This is a genomic window from Atlantibacter sp. MEI4A-1023 (assembly GCF_056155425.1).
Genome location: NZ_CM149568.1, coordinates 2,208,802 through 2,226,518 on the forward strand (window position 1 = coordinate 2,208,802; position 17,717 = coordinate 2,226,518).

The following is a 17,717-nucleotide window of genomic DNA, read 5'->3' on the forward strand; positions in this document are numbered from 1 at the left end:
TATTCACTCAATGTTCTTATAATATAAGACATCTGCGCAATCGAACATTCTTTCTTCTGGGTTATCTTTCTCTGAGCCAAGAAAACTAAACAGCTTACAGTGACCAATATTATCATCAAGACGTTTGTAATAACGCTCAGCCTTGCTACTGGTAAGTAAGCTCTCAAGTGTGTTTTCTACAATGTTTCCTAAATCCCAGCAATCGTTCAGCATTTTTCCCCCACAACTATAAGCCCAAGGCGATGCCAGTAATCTCCCATTAGGCGTTATGCCAAATGACTCTCTGAGCATGTCACATGGATTAACACCTGAGCCCTCCGGGATGATATTACTCAAAGCACATTGTAATTTAACCTTGGGCTTCTGTAATACAGACTCCATTTCACGCAGAATATCAATCGCAAATAAATATTCATGTTTATTTGGAGTTTTTCCGATTTTACCTGCGCCTCGGCCTACTGGAAAAAGGCGCATAATGAGTAGCTTATCTATTCCGAATGCATTCAACTTTTTATAGAGCCGCTCAAGATGTTCACGGGATAAAATATCTGTTGTTAAGGGGAGTTCGGCTCTTGTCATACATCCTAAATCTGAAAAGCGTTTTGCTCGTCTAAGATTGCCAGCCGAATAACCATTCGGACGATTTGCTATATCATTTACAGATGCAGCATCAAAAGTAAAATTATACTCTGCTATGAGTGACCCTACTTCTTTAATATTAACTTTGGATGTGCCCATGCCTGTAGCAGTGAGAGTAATATTATTCTTTCCTAATTTTGAAGAGGCGTAATGAAGTAATTCTAAATTATCCTTAAGAACCAGTGCATCTCCACCAGAAATATCCATTCTGACAGCATAACCTGAAAGGTTATCAATGACTCTTTTTTTATCGCTAAGGCTTAATTCTTCGCCTCGTTGGATCCTCATTGCAGCGGCCTGGTCATAGATACTGTCCTTGCTGTTACAAGGAATCATTTCAATATTCTGAAGATTATTATCTTTAACCGATATTTTGTTACCAATTTTTTCAACGTGTGCCGCATCGACACAACATATATCGCAGTTCCATGGGCATATTAGAGTGGTGTTGAAAATAATATCTACTTTCTGTTTTTCTTTCATGAGTCTTTCCTTGTTGATCTAATGGAGTTCCTTTGATTGAAATATACTGCTACATGGAAAATGATCATTGTTCATTTATTTCGTTGTTGATATTAGTCAAATTATAGTGACATTTCCCACGATTGTTGCAGCTCTGCGTTTGATATTAAATTGAATGGGTATATCATTTCTAAAGTTATAAGCTCAGCAAAAGATATCATGCTTGTGAATTATTTATCGACAATAAATACCCCTGATTTATAATTCACGTAAAATAGTGTCTTTCAATTAAAAAATCTCTCTGGTCATTTTATTTGAATTGATTTTTTATAAACCTAAGCACCCATTCCCCACCATTCATGGAGGGCAATGCTATCGTAGGGAATGCTAATGGGCGTAGGGAGGGTATCTTTACAATGGTTTGGCACTGGTCGGAACAGAGTAGTTGTTTTATACGTTTAAGGAGGTTGTGGCCGCATAAATGCACAACCTCAAAACGAGCGAAAAATTCTTGGGAACCCCATTCCCGCACTCATTCATCCGTCCTCGCGCTATAGCCCCTCTAAAACATTCGTCGTCGCCATCCATTCTGGGATCTTCTCCGGCAACAGCGGCCTGGAAAAATAGAACCCCTGCACCTCATCGCAGCCGAACTCTTTTAATATTCTCGCCGTCGCGCGATCCTCCACGCCTTCCGCCAGCACCTGATAATCCAGTTCTTTCAGCATCACGATAACGTTGCGCACAATCACCAGGCTCGCCTCATCAGTGGTTATCTGGCTAATCAGCGAGCGGTCCAGTTTGATAATATCGATAGGGATACGCCGCAGATAATTAATATTGCTGTAGCCTGCGCCAAAGTCGTCGAGCAAAATTAAAAATCCCTTCGCCTTGAGCAAATCAAGCTCCATTAACGCCACGTCGCTTTCCAGCACTTTGTCGGTTTCCAGGCATTCGATACGGAAATCCTGGCAGGACAACCCGGCATTCAGCACCTGTTTCTCCAGGTCGCTGGCGAAACCAGGAACCGAAAAATCGCTCACCGTGACGTTAATCGAGATCGGCAAATAAATACCGCTTTCGCGCCATATTTTGGTCTGGCGGAGGGTTTCCCGGATCACCCACTGGGTGATATCCCTCATCAACGTGGTTCTTTCCACCAGCGCGACGATAGTGGAAGGGGGAATGTTGCCGCGCGTTGGGTGGTCCCAGCGCAATAACGCCTCCGCACCAATGGTTTGCCCGGTATGCAGGGAAATTTTCGGCTGATAGACCAGATAGAGCTGGTTTGGCGCTTTGATGGCTTCGCCGATGTCATACAGCAGTTTGAAGTCGTCATTGCGTTTGCGATCCAGTACCGGGTCAAAGGCTTTCACCGGCACGCCCTGGCGTATGGCTTCATGCAACGCGCTGATGACGTGGCGGAACACCTCCTGCCCGTTGGTCTGGGATGGGCAAAACAGCGCGTAGCCGGTGTGGGTTTGCAGTTGTAGCTCAATATCGCCGGTAATACTCGCCAGTGTCGGCGGCATTCGCTCGGCTTTTTCCACGATCGCGCTGGCCTGACTGGCCTTCACCAGCACCGCGAAACGCCCGGTCGCAAACGCATACAGCGGAATCGACCTGCTCAAATCAAGCCGCAGCCGCAGCAGCGCGCCGAAGTTGCGCAACATGGTTTCCACGGCGGCAACCCCTAAATAGCGCGACAGCTCATACAACTTGGGGATCTCAATGCAGTCGAAAATCAGCAGCGTATGCAGTTCGGTCGTTTTCGATTGCACGATCCTTTCCAGTTCGTTGAGTAGATTCTGCCGGTTAGGCAGGCCGGTTAACGCATCGATCTGTCCCACGGAATACCAGGCCTCCAGATAAGCGCTGGCCAGGGCGGCGATATGAAGAAACTGGTCGATCTTGTCCTGTGAGGGTTTGACCGGGTGTTGTTCGGTGACACAGAGCGTACCCAGCACAAATTCATCGTGCGTTTTTAACGGCGAGGCGGCGTAAAACACCGCTGCGCCGCTCTGCACCAGCGGATGATGATGAAAACGTTCATCCTGGCGGGTATCGGGGCAAATAATCGATTCGCAGGAATGCACCGAGTGCTGGCACATCGACTCCTCCGCCGGGATCTTGTCGGGTAGCGGAATATTTTTTGAGTATTTGATGTACTGGAACTTAGGGTCGAAAATCGTTACAAAACAGCCAGAAACGCCCATGATCGTGCTCGCAAGACGAGCAAACTCGCCCAGCACCCGATCGCGCGGTTTATCATCCCGGCGCAGCAAATCCAGCGCCGCGAGCTTTTTGGTTTCGTATTGATTGAGTCCTGAAAACATAATGTGCTCCTGCACCAGGGGGCATCGTATCTTTGCGTTAACGTTGATTTCTCTGTTCGGTAGTAGCCAGGGCAGCGACGTCAGTCTTTAAGGATAAGAAATTCTGGCGCATTCGCCGGATTTCATGCGCTAATTTGCGGCCTGTTTAAAATCCCGGGTGCCAGGCTATTTGCGCAATCTGGCAAAGAATAGGCGGGCGCGCCGCATATCGATATCCAGATAAATTAGTTTGGTCCGATCGCCGCGCTCTTTAAGGTGATGTTTCCGCTCACTATTGAGGAACATCGCATGAGTACGTCGGTTAATGCTGTTGGTCACGACTTTTCATTATTAGACCTTCGCCCGGTGGCGGGGAATATTGGCGCTGAAGTTCGCGGCGTGCGTTTATCCCCCGATTTGGATGATGCGCTGTTCGCGCAAATCGACGCGGCGTTAATCAAATATAAGGTGCTGTTCTTCCGCCAGCAGCATCTGACGGATGAAACCCATCAGGCATTTGGCGCGCGGTTTGGCAAAATTGTTGCGCATCCTACCGTGCCTGCGCCAGGCAACAGTAAGCTGTTTGAGCTGGATGCCTCAAAAGGCGGCGGGCGCGCCGACTCCTGGCACACCGATGTCACCTTCGTGGATGCCTTTCCGAAAATTTCTATTTTGCGCGGCGTAACCATTCCGGCGTACGGCGGCGATACGGTGTGGGCCAATACCGCGGCGGCCTATGAACAGCTGCCGGAATCGCTCAAACGCTTCGCCGAGTCGCTGCGCGCGGTCCACAGCAACGATTATGATTACGGCGCTGAACGCACGGTGACCGAGGCGCACCGGCTGGAGCACCACCAGAACGTGTTTGTCTCTTCGGTCTGGGAAGCGGAGCACCCGCTGGTACACGTTCATCCGGTATCCGGGGAACGCGCGCTGCTGCTGGGGCATTTCTTCAAGCGGCTAGTGGGTTTTAGCAGTAAAGAATCGGCGAAGATTTTCGAGCTGCTGCAAAACCGCATCACCCGGCTGGAAAACACCGTGCGCTGGCAGTGGCAGCAGGACGATGTGGCGATTTGGGATAACCGCGCCACTCAGCATTACGCGGTGAATGACTACGGTAATCAGCCGCGCCTGGTGCGCCGCGTGACGGTGGAAGGGGAAAGCGCGGTGGGAGTGGATGGCAGCCGTAGCCGGACGTTAGTGAGCCCTGCGGCGCAGGCGCAGAACGTTGCCTGAAAGAGGCAGACCTGAGCTCCGGGGCCGCCCGGAGCCTGATCCCGCTGACGTAACCAGTCTGTTAGACATCATCATCTTGCAGATGAGTGACATACTCCTTGAGCATTGAAATAGCGTAAACCACCGCCTGCTGGAGCACCGACACGCTGTCGCCCTCAAAGCGTTTTACCGCCGTTTTGATAGTGTGGGCATGTCCCCATGCGAACCAGACCGTACCGGCGGGGGTGCCGTCGGGGCCGCCGTCCGGTCCGGCGTAGCCGCTGATCGCCACGCCAATGTTTTCGCCAGAGCGTTCGATAGCACCTGCGACCATTTCTTCCACCGTCTGCTGGCTAACGGCCGTGTAGCGGGTGAGGGTTTCCGGCTTCACATTCACCAGTTTGCTCTTGGCGTCGTCGTTGAAAGTGATAAATCCGCAACTATAAAACTCCGGGGTGTTTTCCGCCGCGCACAGTGCCACGGCGAGCTGTCCGCCGGTGCAGGATTCCGCCGTGGTCAGGCGTAATTGTCGGGCAATCAGTAATTTCCCCAGTTCATTGGCTTGGTTAATTAATTCGTCTTGATCCATCGCAGGTACTCTATTTTATTGATATGGGATAATGGATATCTGTCCATTCTTTTCAAGGATAGCAAATTTAATATCTTTGATATCGATAATGCCCTGATTACAGCGCGCAGCCACCATGACATCATCCACGCTGATATCAGTCATTTTCAGTTTTTTCTGATTGGGAATGCCATCCGCCACCAAAATAACCGGTACGCCGTCAATCATATTGTCAACGCCGGGCACGTATTTCTTCATAATGCCAAAAATAATATCAGCACAAATTAAGGTGATAATGGTTAATGACGCACCAACCACCGAAAAATCATTACCCAATAATGCCTGCTGTGTGGCTTCGCTGATGATTAAAATTAAGATTAAATCAAAGTTTGTCATTTGCAGCAGGGTGCGGCGCCCGGCGATTTTAAACACGATCACCAGAACAACATAAACGCTGACCGCTCTCAGTACCGTTTCCATTGTTGCCGCCTCGCTAGGGAAGAATAACCTGACTGAACGCCAGCGAGCTATCGCCGGACTGTATACGGTACTCGTGCCTGCCCGCCTTACGCGGCGTCACGCCCAGCCAGACCGCGAAGGGACCGGAAGCGGCGCTGGCGCGATACTGTAAAATTAATTCGCCATTCTGGCTGGTCATCCGTTCTGCTGTCGGATAAAGCGATTTGATTTCGTTGGCTTCCATCCAGTCGCCGCCAAACACCAGCGTGACATTTTCACCGGTTGCTGCCGTTTCGATTTTGATATTCATATCGCTGTCGATACGGCCCACATTTTCATATTCCACGCTCAGGGTATGGGTCGGATTGCTAAGGCGTTTGGAACTTAATACCCCGTCGGAAAATAATCCGGCCAGACCGAGGCAGACGATGATGACCAGCGCCACGCCGCCATACTTCTGCATGATATATTCAAAGGCCAGCCATTTAGGGCTCTCTTTGACCGGGATTTTATTTTGCACCGATGCGGGTTTTGGCATAAATCAACCTGTTCATTTTAAACAAAATGAGTCATGACCGACGGGTTTTAACGCAACGCTTAATAAGTGTAGGAGAGTTTGGCCGGTATTCCATCATCCCTGGGTAGCAGCTAAACGCAGCGGCAAAATAAGTTTCGGCAAAACAAAGAATAATCCTGAAATTCGCGGCGTTAGCGCTTTTGCGCCATCAATATAACGGGAGTATGCCAGGCTTAAGCAACACTAAAAATGACAGGAGAGCATGATGAAAGCGATTCACGGTATTCTTTTCCTGACGTTATTCGGTTTTGGCGCTCAGGCCCAGGAAGGTAAAGTGCTGAAAAACGACGAACCCGCGCCACCGGCTCATGAACAAACCGACGGCTATCGCGGCATTGAGGATGCCCGCATCATGACGGTGAAACAGGCGTTGGCGATGCACCAGGGCGCGTCGGTTTCCCTGCGCGGCAACCTGATCCAGGAAACCGGCAAAGAGCGCTATTTGTTACGTGACAGAACCGGCGAAGTGGAAGTCATGATCCCGCAGAATGTCGCCGGAGACCGCCAGGTGAGCCCGGATCACTTAATGAGCGTGAGCGGGACCCTGGAGAAAAAAGGCGATAACGTGCACATCGTCGCGCATCGTTTCCAGAAAGAATAATGATTTTATGGCCTGCCAAAGTAGCAGGCCGCTTACGCTGAACCGCGCTGCACCAACGACCAGGGTAGCATCTCATACACCGGCGTCATCGCCGGGTTATCAATTCGCTCCAGCAGTAACTGAACGCTACGCACGCCCAGCTGATGAATCGGCTGGGCGATAGTGGTCAGCGGCGGGGTGGTGATCTCCCCGAACGGAATGCCGTCAAACCCAATAATCGCTAAATCTTCAGGCACTTTTAGCCCACGCTGATGCGCGCAGGCCAGCGCGCCGCCCGCCAGCGAATCGGAAATGGCGAATACTGCATCCGGTTTTTCGGGCTGATTAAGCAGTTGCTCCATCGCCTGAAACCCGGCCTGATACTCCAGACTTTCGGTATAGACCACCTGCTGCCAGCGGCCCTCACAGGCTTCGCGATAACCGGCCTCACGCTGGGAGGCATACAAATAGCGCACATCGCCGTTGATCATGGCGATACGCTGATAACCTTTCTCAACCAGATAATCCACCGCCGCTTTAGCCGCAAGGCCGTTATCAATGGTCACCGACGACGCGTTATATCCCGGGTCGCCTTCACCGCACTGTACCCACGGCGAATCACCGATCAGCGTCGTCAGGCCAGGCAAACAGCTAATGGCGTCCATGGTGATCACGCCATCCACCACTTTGCCGCTCAACAAGCGCAAATAGGCCGATTCACGGTTGAGCCGGGACTCGGAATTACACAGCAGGATGTGATAGCCGTTTTTCTCCGCTTCCTCTTCAATGCCGCGCACCACGCCCGCGCAGAAGGGGTTAAGGATGCTCGATACCAGCACCAGCAGCATGTTGCTGCGCGAGGTGCGCAGCTGGCGCGCCAGCAGATTAGGTTGATAGTCGCAGGTGGCGATAGCGGCCAGTACCTTTTCGCGGGTAAGGGGCTTCACGCCCGGATTGCCGTTCAGCACCCGGGAAACGGTGGCAGTTGAAACGCCGGCGACTCGCGCCACTTTATCGATCGACATGCTTATCCTTGAACTGTGAAGCCCCTTGCAGAATTGCGTCAATCATACCAAAAAGCCGTTCCCGAGATTGGAGAAGCTTTCTGAAATCGATTACATTTTACCTCAGTATAACATGTAATCGATTACAAGGATGTTCCGGACACTTACCTCAACCCACATCTCTGGAGGATGCTATGTCTTCTCAATCAGCCGTCGGCGCACAGGTTGCCACCCATAAATGGGTGATACCGCGTCTGTCACTCATGATGTTCTTAGAGTTTTTCGTCTGGGGGGCCTGGTACGTCACCTTAGGGATTGTTATGTCGAAGTACGGCCTGGGCGCGCTGATTGGTGATGCGTTCTCCACCGGGCCGATCGCCTCAATTCTGTCGCCGTTCCTGCTGGGCATGCTGGTGGACCGCTTCTTTGCCTCGCAAAAAGTGCTGGGTATTCTGCACCTGATAGGCGCGGCGCTACTGTGGTGGCTGCCGACGCTGTTCGAAAGCGGGCAGAGCGGGCTGTTGTGGATTATTTTCGCCTACATGCTGTGCTACATGCCGACCATCGCGCTCAGCAATAACGTGGCATTCCACAGCCTGAGCAACAGCGAGAAAGGCTTCCCGGTTGTCCGCGCCTTCGGCACCATCGGCTGGATTGTCGCGGGCCTGATCGTTGGCGCGACGGGGCTGTCCGACAGCACTGGCATCTTCACGCTGGCGGCGGTTGCTTCGGTGATCCTCGGGATTTACAGCTTCACGCTGCCGCATACCCCGGCCCCCGATCGCGGTAAGCCACTGTCGATGCGCGACCTGATGTGTGCCGATGCGTTCGCACTGCTGAAACAGCGCCATTTCCTGGTGTTTATCATCTGCGCCACGCTGATTTCCATCCCGCTGGCGGCGTATTACGCCTACGCCGCGCCGTTTATCTCCGCTCTCGGCTTCGAGAACGTCAGTGGGGTGATGGCGTTTGGTCAGATGTCTGAACTGCTGTTTATGCTGCTGATCCCGTTCTTCTTCCGGGCGCTGGGCATCAAGATGATGCTGCTGATCGGGATGCTGGCGTGGTTCCTGCGCTACGCCATGTTCGCCCTGAGCATCAATGAAGAAACCCGCTGGATGATTTACATCGGCATCATCCTGCACGGCGTGTGCTATGACTTCTTCTTTGTTATCGGCTTTATCTATACCGATAAAGTGGCGGGCAACAAAGTTAAAGGCCAGGCTCAAAGTTTGCTGGTGCTGTTCACCTACGGTCTGGGGATGCTGATCGGTTCGCAAATCAGCGGCGCGGTGTTCAACCGTTCCGTTACCGCCCAGGGTGCAGAAGCGCTGGCCCAGTGGCAGGACTTCTGGTGGCTACCGGCAATCGCGGCGGTGATCATTGCCGCCATCTTCTTCTTCACCTTCAACTACCGTGAGGAGAAACAGCATGGCTAAACCGCTGCGCATTGTGGTGGTTGGATGCGGCAACATGGGCAGCGCGCACGCGCTGGCCCTGGACGCCATGCCGGAATTCACCCTGTGCGGACTGGTGGCGCGTGGCGAATCTAAAGCGCGCCTGCGGGAAAAACTTACCGGCGACGTCGCGCTGTATGACACGCTTGCCGATGCGCTGAGCGACGCCCGGCCTGACGCGGTGTGCATCGCCACCTGGCCAGATAGCCATGAGCGCCTGGCTATCGAGGCGCTGAACGCGGGTTGCCATCTGTTCATCGAAAAACCGCTCGCCACCACGGTGAGCGGTGCCGAAAGGGTAGTGGATGCCGCCGCCCGCGCCGCTAAAAAAGTGGTGGTGGGTTATATCCTGCGCCAGCACCCGGTGTGGCAGCGTTTTATCGAACTTAGCCACACGCTCGGCAAGCCGCTGGTGATGCGCATGAACCTTAACCAGCAAAGCGCAGGCGAGGCGTGGCAAACTCATAAAGCGCTGATGCAGTCCCTGTCGCCGATTGTCGACTGCGGGGTGCATTATCTGGACGTAATGTGCCAGATGACCCAAAGCACGCCGGTAGCTGTGAGCGCCATCGGCGTACGGCTTTCTGAGGAAATCCCTGAACAGCAGTACAACTACGGCCAGCTCCAGGTGCGTTTCAGCGACGGTTCGGTAGGCTGGTATGAGGCGGGCTGGGGCCCGATGATGAGCCAGACCGCGTTTTTTGTAAAAGATGTGATTGGCCCCAACGGCTCGGCCTCCATTGTGGCGCGCGAGGCGGGCGGCGAAGGGCAGTCGGCGAACGTCGAGGCCCATACCCGCACCGAATCCTTACGCCTGCATCATGCCGGGCTGGACGCTCAGGGTAACTTCGTCAACGCCGATAAGTGGATCGACACCGATGACGAGCCCGATCACTACGAACTGTGCCGCCGGGAACAACAATTTTTTGCCCATGCGATTGCCAGCGATGCGCCGCTTGACGCCCATCTGCGCCAGGCGATAGACAGCCTGGCGGTGGTACTGGCGGCAGACCGCGCGGTACGCGAACAGCGAACGGTATTTTTAAAGGAGGTATGTAAGTGAAGACTCTGAAAGGACCATCCCTGTTTTTGTCCCAGTTTATTGGCGACGCGCCGCCGTTCAATAAGCTGGAAACCTTAGCCGCCTGGGCGGCAGGGCTGGGCTACAAGGCGGTACAAATTCCGACCCATTTACCTCATATTTTCGATCTCGACCAGGCGGCTGCCAGCAAAACCTACTGCGATGAGGTTCGCGGCAAACTGGCGGATGTTGGTCTGGTGATCAGCGAACTGTCGACCCATTTGCAGGGCCAACTGGTGGCGGTGCATCCGGCTTACGAACTGGCATTCGCGGGGTTCGCGCCCGAAACGCTGCGCAACGATCGCGCCGGTCGTCAGCAGTGGGCGGTGCAGCAACTGAAAAACGCTGCCAAAGCCTCACAGCAGCTCGGTTTAAACGCCCACGCCACCTTTTCCGGCGCGCTGGCCTGGCCCTATTTTTACCCCTGGCCGCCGCGTAACGTGGCGCTGATTGATGAAGCCTTCACCACCCTGGCCCAGCGCTGGACGCCGATCCTTGATAGCTTTGACGAGGCGGGCGTGGATCTGTGTTATGAACTACACCCCGGCGAAGATCTCCACGACGGCGCAACGTTTGGTCGCTTTCTTGAACTCACCGGCAACCACCCGCGCTGCAACATCCTGTTCGACCCCAGCCATATGGTGCTCCAGCAGATGGATTACCTGGGCTTTATCGATTACTGGCATGAACGCATCCGCGCCTTCCACGTCAAAGACGCAGAATTTACGCCCAGCGCACAGAGCGGCGTTTACGGGGGCTACCAGGCGTGGGTCGATCGCCCCGGTCGCTTCCGTTCGCTCGGCGACGGCCAGGTGGACTTCAAAGGCATCTTCAGCAAACTGGCGCAATACGATTACCCGGGCTGGGCGACGCTGGAATGGGAGTGTTGCCTGAAAAATGGCGAAACCGGCGCGCGGGAAGGGGCGAAATTTATCTCCGATCATATTATTCACGTTGCCGACCACGCCTTTGATGACTTTGCGCTGCGCAACAGCGACCGCACGGCCATCCGCCAGATGCTTGGTTTAGCGGAGGGCTCATGACACGGCGTTTACGGTTAGGCATGGTGGGCGGCGGCGAAGGGGCGTTTATCGGCGCGGTACACCGCATCGCGGCGCGGCTGGATGACCAGTTTGAACTGGTCGCCGGGGCGTTTTCATCCCGCCCTGACGTGGCGGCGCGCTCCGGCGCGGCGCTGTTTATCGCCCCGGATCGCAGCTACGCCAGCTGGCAGGAGATGGCGGAGCGCGAAGCGGCGCGCGACGACAGCATCGATGTGGTGTCCATCGTTACCCCCAACCATCTGCATGTGCCGGTGGCGCAGGCGTTTCTTGATCGCGGTATCCATATCATCTGTGATAAACCGCTGGGCATTACGCTGGAGGAAGGCCGGGCGCTGGCTAAAAAAATACGCGACAGCGGCTGCCGGTTTATCCTCACCCACAACTACAGTGCTTTACCGATGGTGCGTGAAGCCAGGGCGCGGGTCGCGGCGGGCGAACTGGGCGATATTCGCCGCATCGAAGTGGAGTATTTGCAGGGCTGGCTCAGCGAACGGCTGGAAGATACCGATAATAAACAGGCTCGCTGGCGCGGCGACCCGACGCTCGCCGGGGCGGGCGCGATTGGCGATATCGGCACTCACGCCTGGCAACTGGCGGCCTTTGTCAGCGGCATGGAGCCGGTTTCCCTGCGCGGCGAGCTGATGACCCGCGTGGAAGGCCGACGGCTGGACGACGAGGTGGTGGCTGATATGCGCTACGCCAACGGCGCGCATGGGCGATTGCTGGCAAGCCAGGTGGCGGGCGGCTATCTTAACGATTTGCGGCTGCGGATTATCGGTAGCCGTGCCAGCTTAAGCTTCCATCAGCAAAACCCGGAGCACCTGGTGATCTATCCGCAGGGCGCAAGTAGTTACACTGTCACGCGCAACGGGCCGGAAAACCGCGATGAAACCCGCGAGCTGTGCCGCACGCCTGCCGGGCATCCCGAAGGGTATCTCGAAGGCTTCGCGCAAATCTATCGAGAAGCGGCGCAGTTGATTCGCGGCGAGAGTGACGCGCCTTTGCTGCCGGGTATTGATGCTGGCATCAGTGGAATGAAGTTTATTGAAACGGTGAAAACCAGCAGCGCCAGAGGGGGCGAATGGCTGGCCTGGTAAATGCGTGATCGCGACAAAAAAGACCAGGCGCTTACGCGGGCTGGTCTTTTTTTATGGCTATACGATCGGCGACAACAGCCTTTCTAACGATTCTCTGTCCCGGACGTTCAGCGCGTCGGGGTGCTGATAGCCCTGATTTCCGCGCGCCTGGTGATACAACATCACCAGCCAGTCATAGACGTAGCCCGTTGCGGCGTGAGTGGGCTGTTCGCTGAGCCGGGTCAGCCGGGTATTACAGCCTGGCTGCGGCGCAAATACCGGTTTTCCGGCATTCACGCGGCTGGCAGGGCGCGTATCCTGCGGCAAATCGTTGACGCCGAGCCAGGTAATGAAGTTCCCCAGCCCCGCATACAGCAGTGCGCCGCAGACGCCTTCTTCACGGGCGATAGCGTCCAACTGCGCATCCAGCCGCAGGCGATAGCTGGTGACAATCAGCGTTTCCCCCAGCCAGGCCAGCACCGTAGGCTCCAGATCCAGCAAGCGCGCCTGTTCGGGCTGTTGGCTCCACAAGCGGACATGGTTAATCCATAACTGATGCGTCCGGGCGGCGAGCGTGCCCTGCGCAGACGTTAAGGGCGCGTCGCCGGACTGCGGCTCGGCGAACAAATCGATCTGCTGATCGAACAGCCCCTGCGCATGCGCAACCGGCGCGCTATCTGGCGTGTCACACAGCGCCTGTAGCGTGGCGACCGGTGGCAGCAGCGCTGCCAGAATGTCCCCGTGACGCGCCGCCTGGCGTTGCAGCGCGCGGATAGCCTGTTCGGCATCAACGGCGGTGGCGCAATCGTTATAATAAGGCGCGAAAGCGTCACTGAGGGCGTGGCGCAACCGCTGTTGCTGCGCTGCGTGACGCTTCGCGCGCCGTTGTTCGCTGAGCGCTTCCTGCATCCATTCGATCAGGCGCGGCAGGCTGCGATTATCCAGCGCCTGAAGTGTGCCCCAGCGCTGACCCGGTTTGCCGAGTAAACGCTGGACGCCGTCATCCAGATGCTGTTCGCCGCTGAAGCGCGCGTCGCCGGGGGTAATTGCCCAGATCAGACCTGGCAGCGTATCGTCCTGCACCGGATGCGTTTCTTGCGCCCAACGCAGCAGGGTACGGGCAATGGCGGGCGTCGAGACGCGGTCCGGCGTGGCACCGCACATTACCAGCAGATCGATCGCCGCCTGCTGACGGTAACAGTCCAGTAAAAATGCGCGTTTGGTTTGCCACAGCGGCGCGCTAGCCGAAAAAGCCGGGGCAGGCAGATCGAGCAGATCGATATCGCCCAGGGCACACGGGGTTTCCAGCGGCAGCGTCAGCTCAGCGCACAGTAGCGCCAGCTGGTTGATCGGGACGCTGAGCGCCGGTTGCAGCGTGTCGCCGTTGATGGCGCACACCAGCACGTCCCGCGCGCTGGCTGTTTCCTGATGTTCGCACAGCAAAAAGCCTTCTTCAGGCAGCGAAAAGTTGTCTACCAGCAGGCTGAGCGGTGCCGCGACCGTACGGTGGTAGCCCAGCAGTTGCAGGGTTTCCGCAAGCACCAGCCATTGCGCAGTGAACTCGCGCTGATCGCCCCACAACAGCGCGTAAAGCTGGCTGCGTTCGCCGAGGCCAAGATGGGGGATCAGCGACGTGAAGCGGTGCCAGGTTTCCATCTGTACGCTACGGGCGCGGAACCCGGCACGACGGGTAAAGGTGTCGATGACTACGGCGAGGCTGGCAGTGCTGATAGCGCTGTCAGCCAGCGGCTGGCGCAACGGCTGCAACTCATCCAGACGCTTACGCAGCAGCGCGTCGTCGAGACCGCGCGGAGTGGGCTGGTGATGGTAATGTTCGATAAACAACGTAACCAGCTCCGCTTCGCTCAACAGCCGCAACGTCAGGGGAAATGCGTCGCTCAGCGCACCACGGGCGGTAAAGCGCAGGGCCATCGCGGTGGCGTTGTGGCCGGGATTGATATGCGCCAGATAATCAAGATGTTTGCCCGGCGTGACCGGCAAGCGGCCCTGTTCGCCGCCGCAAAACGCGCTCAGCAAAAAGGCTTTACTGGCCTGGCCTGCGCCGCACAGCGCGAGGGTGCGCGGTGCGTCGGCCTGGTTTTGCTGCGCCTGGGCACTGGCGGCCAGCCGGGCGAGGACCAGTTGCAGCGCGCTGGCTTGCGCATCCAGCAGCGCCGAGCGCTGGCGCGCCTGCGCCAGCCAGTTTTCCAGCGCCGGAAGTGAGGATGTTACAGACATTTGAGGTACACACTCCCGCTATCAATCCAGTAGTGGCTGCCGCTGCTGCGGCGGTCCGCCAGGGTATTCAGTTTAAAAGTCAGTTGATCCACCGGGACTTTGCTGCCATCAGACAGCCAGGCTTCCGCCAGGGTAAAGCCTTCCGGCGGGCGCGATTTTTCGCCGTGCAGCGCGAGGCGCACATTTAGCACACCATCTCCGGCGATGGCTTTCGCCAGCGAGGTGGAGTTGACCGCCACGGTATACAGCGGTGTGGCGGGCCAGCGGGCGTTATCCAGTTGGCGGAAACCGAGCGTGACGTTGCCGCGCAGCGGGAAATGCAGCTTCGCGTTGAGTTTCTCGCCGGGGTTATCAAGGTCGATATCCCGATACCAGATATTCTCATCGCGCAGAGTATTGGCTTCATTGTCCAGGACGCCGAGATAGCGCACCGTAGAATAGGCTCCGATATCCGCCGCTTTGAAGTTAAAGCGCGGCAGGCGCAGATCCAGGGCGAGGGCGCACAGCATTGCGCCCACGGCGGCGGTGGATTTCGGGTTGCCGACGCGGCCCTGTTTGCTGAACGGATACCATTCATGCACTTCATAATTTTCCAGCCACACCATACGGCTGACCGGTACCGGTTGCAGGTGGCGGATCAGCGCCTGTACGCCCGGTAAACAGCCGGGACGCCCGGTGACCAGCAGCACGTCGCAGCGGTAGTGAGAAATGACTTCGCACAGCGCATGCAGCGGCGCACACAGCGAGAACTTGCCGGCAAATATCTGCTCCTGGAGTTCACTAAAGCGGATTTGCAGCGGTGCGGCAAACAGATCGTAACCGTCGGCATCGGCAGGCAGCGCCAGCGCGATCGCCTGATTCAGGTAATTCAGGACGTTGACGCTCGGGCGTTTTGCCAGCAAGTCGCCGACGCTGGCGTACAGACCCGCCAGTTCATCCGCCGGATCGCTTTGCTCCCAGGCCTGCAAAATCGCGTGGCCCAGCGGCATTAACAATTGCAGGGTGGTTTGCTGGCGCAGGATCGCCTGGGTATCCATGCGCCCGGAATCGCCAAACAGCGACCCCAGCAGCGAGGCGGCATCCGCCACGCCCGCTTTTTGCAGATCGGCCTGTAATGCAGGCAGGACGCAGCGCTGAATAATATCCAGCAACAGATCGTCGCCCGCGACTTTGAATCCCTCGCGGAACAGCAGGGTCGGAGAAATTTTTACGTTGCTGCCGACGCCGTCGTCGAGGCTGTAGCGGGTAATCGCCATATCGGTGGTGCCGCCGCCGATATCAATGGAGGCGACGCGCAGGGCGCGGCCCGGGGCTTCGCCCGGTTCCGGCAGGCGATCGCTGCGGGCGAAGCTTTTAAAGCAGGCTTCGGTCTGGCCGCGAAAATGCACCATCGCTTCGTTATACAGCCACACCAGTTGGCCGCAGCTGGCTTCGTCCCATTCCATATGGATATTCGGCACCGGAATGCGGCTCTGGCTTTTGCCCTGAATGCTGGCGAAATCTTCATCCTGCGGATGCCAGCCGAGGGCTTTCCACACCAGGGCGATGGCTTCCTGCATCCGGCGGCGAAAAATCTCCCGCTCCTGGCCCGGCATGGCGGACGGCAGGGTGAGGATCAGGTTGCGCAGATGGCGTGGCGAATTGCTGAAGCCCATACGTTGACGGCTGGCGACGCTGTTGATCTGCACCAGCGCCTGGGCCAGCAGCTCGCAGAGCATCTGGGACATTAGCGAACTGCGGCTGTATTGCGGCGAGAACACCGGCAGGCGTTCGTCGGCGGGCAGCTTCCACAGCGGCTCGCCGTCATCGTTCATCAAGTTCATCAGCGGCCAGGCGGTAGCCAACGGTTCGCGCTGGGTTTTCGGCGTCAGCAGACTGAAGCGCCACGCCTGGCTGGACGGGGTTTCGTCCCATAAATAGCGGCGCGGGCTGGAGATACCGCTGTGGCCCTCGCTGCCCAGGCGCCCGGTGGCGAGTTTGCGCGCTTCATCGCCCACCCGCACGATCGACGGCCAGACAAAGGCGTCGTCTCGACCGCTTTCCACCGAGAAATGCTGTTTACCGAAGCGTGCCTGGGAGAACTCCAGCCGGCTGGTAAACAGCGGGGAGTTCAGAAATTGCGGTTCGCTCAGCGAACGCACCTGGAGTTCCATGGTCTGGCGCAGCCCGTCGTTGGCTTCGCCGTGATCTTCAATAATCACGCCACAGGTGTGGGTGTTGCCCACATCAAGAATCAAATCGACGTTAATGGCGGCGGTGCTGAGCGTTTCGGTGACGATTTTGATTTCCGGCACCTGCAACTGTTCGCCCAGCATGGTCAGCAGGTTCAGCCAGTGCGCCTGGTATTCGAAGTTTTTAAGCGCCTTTGTGCTGTCGCCCTGGGTGCGGTTTTCATGGGTGGCGAGATAGTGGGTAAAACTTTCCCGCAGCCAGCCGTCGACCCAGGTGTGATCGAGAAAATCGCCCACTTCGTCGTCGCGCCAGGCAAGGGCGAAACGGCTGCCGTTGCGCACGTCATACCGCGAAGGGGCCAGCAACGAGGCGCTATCGTCGTCACTGAGATGGGTATCAAAAGCGAAGGTAACGCGGTGGGTATTCCCTGCGCTGTCAGGCTCCGGCAGGCGGCGGATCTGCACCCGCGCCCAGTTATCCGGGCCAGTGGTGAAGGTGCGCGGCGGGTTGAAACGCATCACCGGTACCGGCAGCCAGACGCCATCCAGTACGCTCAGCGAATAACTCAGCAGATGGACGCTTTCCGGCTTCACCACCTCCGCCGCGCCGCCATCGCGGGCCGGCAGTGCATATTTATCGCTGGCGGCCAGATAGTCGAGACGCAGCAACGGGCCGTTGGCGGTTTTACGCACAAAGCGCCCGCCGTGCAGCGGTTCTTGCGGCGTGAGGCCGAAATCAAGGAACTGTATGCCACTGTTTTCAATCAGGGCTACGTTTTGTTGGTAATCGCACAGGGTTGCCAGCATAGGA

Annotated in this window: 14 protein-coding genes; 6 read left to right on the forward strand and 8 right to left on the reverse strand. The window is 56.4% G+C overall.

Features of this window, described 5'->3' with window-relative positions:
• Positions 1-3: 3 nt before the first annotated feature.
• Both ACVV26_RS10705 and ACVV26_RS10710 read right to left on the reverse strand, forming a co-directional pair.
• On the reverse strand, positions 4-1,122 hold the full coding sequence (locus ACVV26_RS10705) for an SPASM domain-containing protein (RefSeq protein ID WP_474801463.1): 1,119 nt from the start codon (positions 1,120-1,122) through the stop codon (positions 4-6).
• A 530-nt stretch (positions 1,123-1,652) separates the two neighbouring features.
• Positions 1,653-3,437 (reverse strand): sensor domain-containing protein, encoded by a 1,785-nt coding sequence (locus ACVV26_RS10710; protein ID WP_474801464.1) that lies wholly within the window; start codon positions 3,435-3,437, stop codon positions 1,653-1,655.
• A 288-nt stretch (positions 3,438-3,725) separates the two neighbouring features.
• Between ACVV26_RS10710 and ACVV26_RS10715 the strand changes: the two genes are divergently transcribed.
• Entirely contained in the window at positions 3,726-4,652 is a 927-nt protein-coding gene (locus ACVV26_RS10715) for a TauD/TfdA dioxygenase family protein (protein ID WP_474801466.1), read from the forward strand.
• Between the two features lie 61 nt (positions 4,653-4,713).
• Here ACVV26_RS10715 and ACVV26_RS10720 read toward each other — a convergent pair whose 3' ends face one another.
• From ACVV26_RS10720 to ACVV26_RS10730, 3 genes are read right to left on the reverse strand one after another with little or no spacing between them, the layout of a single operon-like run.
• Positions 4,714-5,220, reverse strand: a complete 507-nt coding sequence (locus ACVV26_RS10720; protein WP_474801467.1) for a 2-oxo-tetronate isomerase — start codon at positions 5,218-5,220, stop codon at positions 4,714-4,716.
• 15 nt (positions 5,221-5,235) lie between these two features.
• Entirely contained in the window at positions 5,236-5,679 is a 444-nt protein-coding gene (locus tag ACVV26_RS10725; RefSeq protein ID WP_312979232.1) for a DUF421 domain-containing protein, read from the reverse strand.
• A 13-nt stretch (positions 5,680-5,692) separates the two neighbouring features.
• The gene (locus tag ACVV26_RS10730; protein WP_474801468.1) at positions 5,693-6,196 is read right to left on the reverse strand and encodes a hypothetical protein; all 504 of its coding nucleotides are present in this window, start codon (positions 6,194-6,196) and stop codon (positions 5,693-5,695) included.
• Between the two features lie 241 nt (positions 6,197-6,437).
• On the opposite strand from ACVV26_RS10730, the gene ACVV26_RS10735 reads away from it, so the two are divergent.
• Positions 6,438-6,836: a NirD/YgiW/YdeI family stress tolerance protein gene (locus ACVV26_RS10735; protein ID WP_474801470.1), complete on the forward strand. Its 399-nt coding sequence runs from the start codon at positions 6,438-6,440 to the stop codon at positions 6,834-6,836.
• Between the two features lie 32 nt (positions 6,837-6,868).
• On the opposite strand, the gene ACVV26_RS10740 is transcribed toward ACVV26_RS10735, so the two are convergent.
• Positions 6,869-7,840 (reverse strand): LacI family DNA-binding transcriptional regulator, encoded by a 972-nt coding sequence (locus tag ACVV26_RS10740; protein ID WP_474801472.1) that lies wholly within the window; start codon positions 7,838-7,840, stop codon positions 6,869-6,871.
• 173 nt (positions 7,841-8,013) lie between these two features.
• Here ACVV26_RS10740 and ACVV26_RS10745 point away from each other — a divergent pair, with 173 nt between their 5' ends.
• Genes ACVV26_RS10745 through ACVV26_RS10760 form a run of 4 tightly spaced genes read left to right on the forward strand, consistent with a single transcriptional unit; the run spans position 8,014 to position 12,518 of the window.
• Positions 8,014-9,258, forward strand: a complete 1,245-nt coding sequence (locus ACVV26_RS10745; protein ID WP_474801474.1) for an MFS transporter — start codon at positions 8,014-8,016, stop codon at positions 9,256-9,258.
• Positions 9,251-10,339, forward strand: coding sequence for a Gfo/Idh/MocA family protein (locus tag ACVV26_RS10750; protein ID WP_474801476.1), 1,089 nt, complete (start codon positions 9,251-9,253; stop codon positions 10,337-10,339). The genes ACVV26_RS10745 and ACVV26_RS10750 overlap by 8 nt, the downstream gene beginning before the upstream one ends.
• Entirely contained in the window at positions 10,336-11,400 is a 1,065-nt protein-coding gene (locus ACVV26_RS10755; protein ID WP_474801478.1) for a sugar phosphate isomerase/epimerase family protein, read from the forward strand. The genes ACVV26_RS10750 and ACVV26_RS10755 overlap by 4 nt, the downstream gene beginning before the upstream one ends.
• The gene (locus ACVV26_RS10760; protein WP_474801480.1) at positions 11,397-12,518 is read left to right on the forward strand and encodes a Gfo/Idh/MocA family protein; all 1,122 of its coding nucleotides are present in this window, start codon (positions 11,397-11,399) and stop codon (positions 12,516-12,518) included. Before ACVV26_RS10755 ends, ACVV26_RS10760 begins: the two co-directional genes overlap by 4 nt.
• Positions 12,519-12,575: 57 nt before the next feature.
• Here the strand turns inward: ACVV26_RS10760 and ACVV26_RS10765 are convergent, their stop codons facing one another.
• Together ACVV26_RS10765 and ACVV26_RS10770 are read right to left on the reverse strand one after the other, a co-directional pair.
• Positions 12,576-14,735: a virulence factor SrfC family protein gene (locus ACVV26_RS10765; protein WP_474801482.1), complete on the reverse strand. Its 2,160-nt coding sequence runs from the start codon at positions 14,733-14,735 to the stop codon at positions 12,576-12,578.
• Positions 14,726-17,713, reverse strand: coding sequence for a virulence factor SrfB (locus tag ACVV26_RS10770; protein ID WP_474801484.1), 2,988 nt, complete (start codon positions 17,711-17,713; stop codon positions 14,726-14,728). The genes ACVV26_RS10765 and ACVV26_RS10770 overlap by 10 nt, the downstream gene beginning before the upstream one ends.
• Between the last annotated feature and the right edge of the window lie 4 nt (positions 17,714-17,717).

Bases quoted from the DNA above. Each gene is read 5' to 3' on its own strand.
- ACVV26_RS10705 (WP_474801463.1), bottom strand. From the start codon at position 1,122: ATGAAAGAAAAACAGAAAGTAGATATTATTTTCAACACCACTCTAATA.
- ACVV26_RS10710 (WP_474801464.1), bottom strand. From the start codon at position 3,437: ATGTTTTCAGGACTCAATCAATACGAAACCAAAAAGCTCGCGGCGCTG.
- ACVV26_RS10715 (WP_474801466.1), top strand. From the start codon at position 3,726: ATGAGTACGTCGGTTAATGCTGTTGGTCACGACTTTTCATTATTAGAC.
- ACVV26_RS10720 (WP_474801467.1), bottom strand. From the start codon at position 5,220: ATGGATCAAGACGAATTAATTAACCAAGCCAATGAACTGGGGAAATTA.
- ACVV26_RS10725 (WP_312979232.1), bottom strand. From the start codon at position 5,679: ATGGAAACGGTACTGAGAGCGGTCAGCGTTTATGTTGTTCTGGTGATC.
- ACVV26_RS10730 (WP_474801468.1), bottom strand. From the start codon at position 6,196: ATGCCAAAACCCGCATCGGTGCAAAATAAAATCCCGGTCAAAGAGAGC.
- ACVV26_RS10735 (WP_474801470.1), top strand. From the start codon at position 6,438: ATGATGAAAGCGATTCACGGTATTCTTTTCCTGACGTTATTCGGTTTT.
- ACVV26_RS10740 (WP_474801472.1), bottom strand. From the start codon at position 7,840: ATGTCGATCGATAAAGTGGCGCGAGTCGCCGGCGTTTCAACTGCCACC.
- ACVV26_RS10745 (WP_474801474.1), top strand. From the start codon at position 8,014: ATGTCTTCTCAATCAGCCGTCGGCGCACAGGTTGCCACCCATAAATGG.
- ACVV26_RS10750 (WP_474801476.1), top strand. From the start codon at position 9,251: ATGGCTAAACCGCTGCGCATTGTGGTGGTTGGATGCGGCAACATGGGC.
- ACVV26_RS10760 (WP_474801480.1), top strand. From the start codon at position 11,397: ATGACACGGCGTTTACGGTTAGGCATGGTGGGCGGCGGCGAAGGGGCG.
- ACVV26_RS10765 (WP_474801482.1), bottom strand. From the start codon at position 14,735: ATGTCTGTAACATCCTCACTTCCGGCGCTGGAAAACTGGCTGGCGCAG.
- ACVV26_RS10770 (WP_474801484.1), bottom strand. From the start codon at position 17,713: ATGCTGGCAACCCTGTGCGATTACCAACAAAACGTAGCCCTGATTGAA.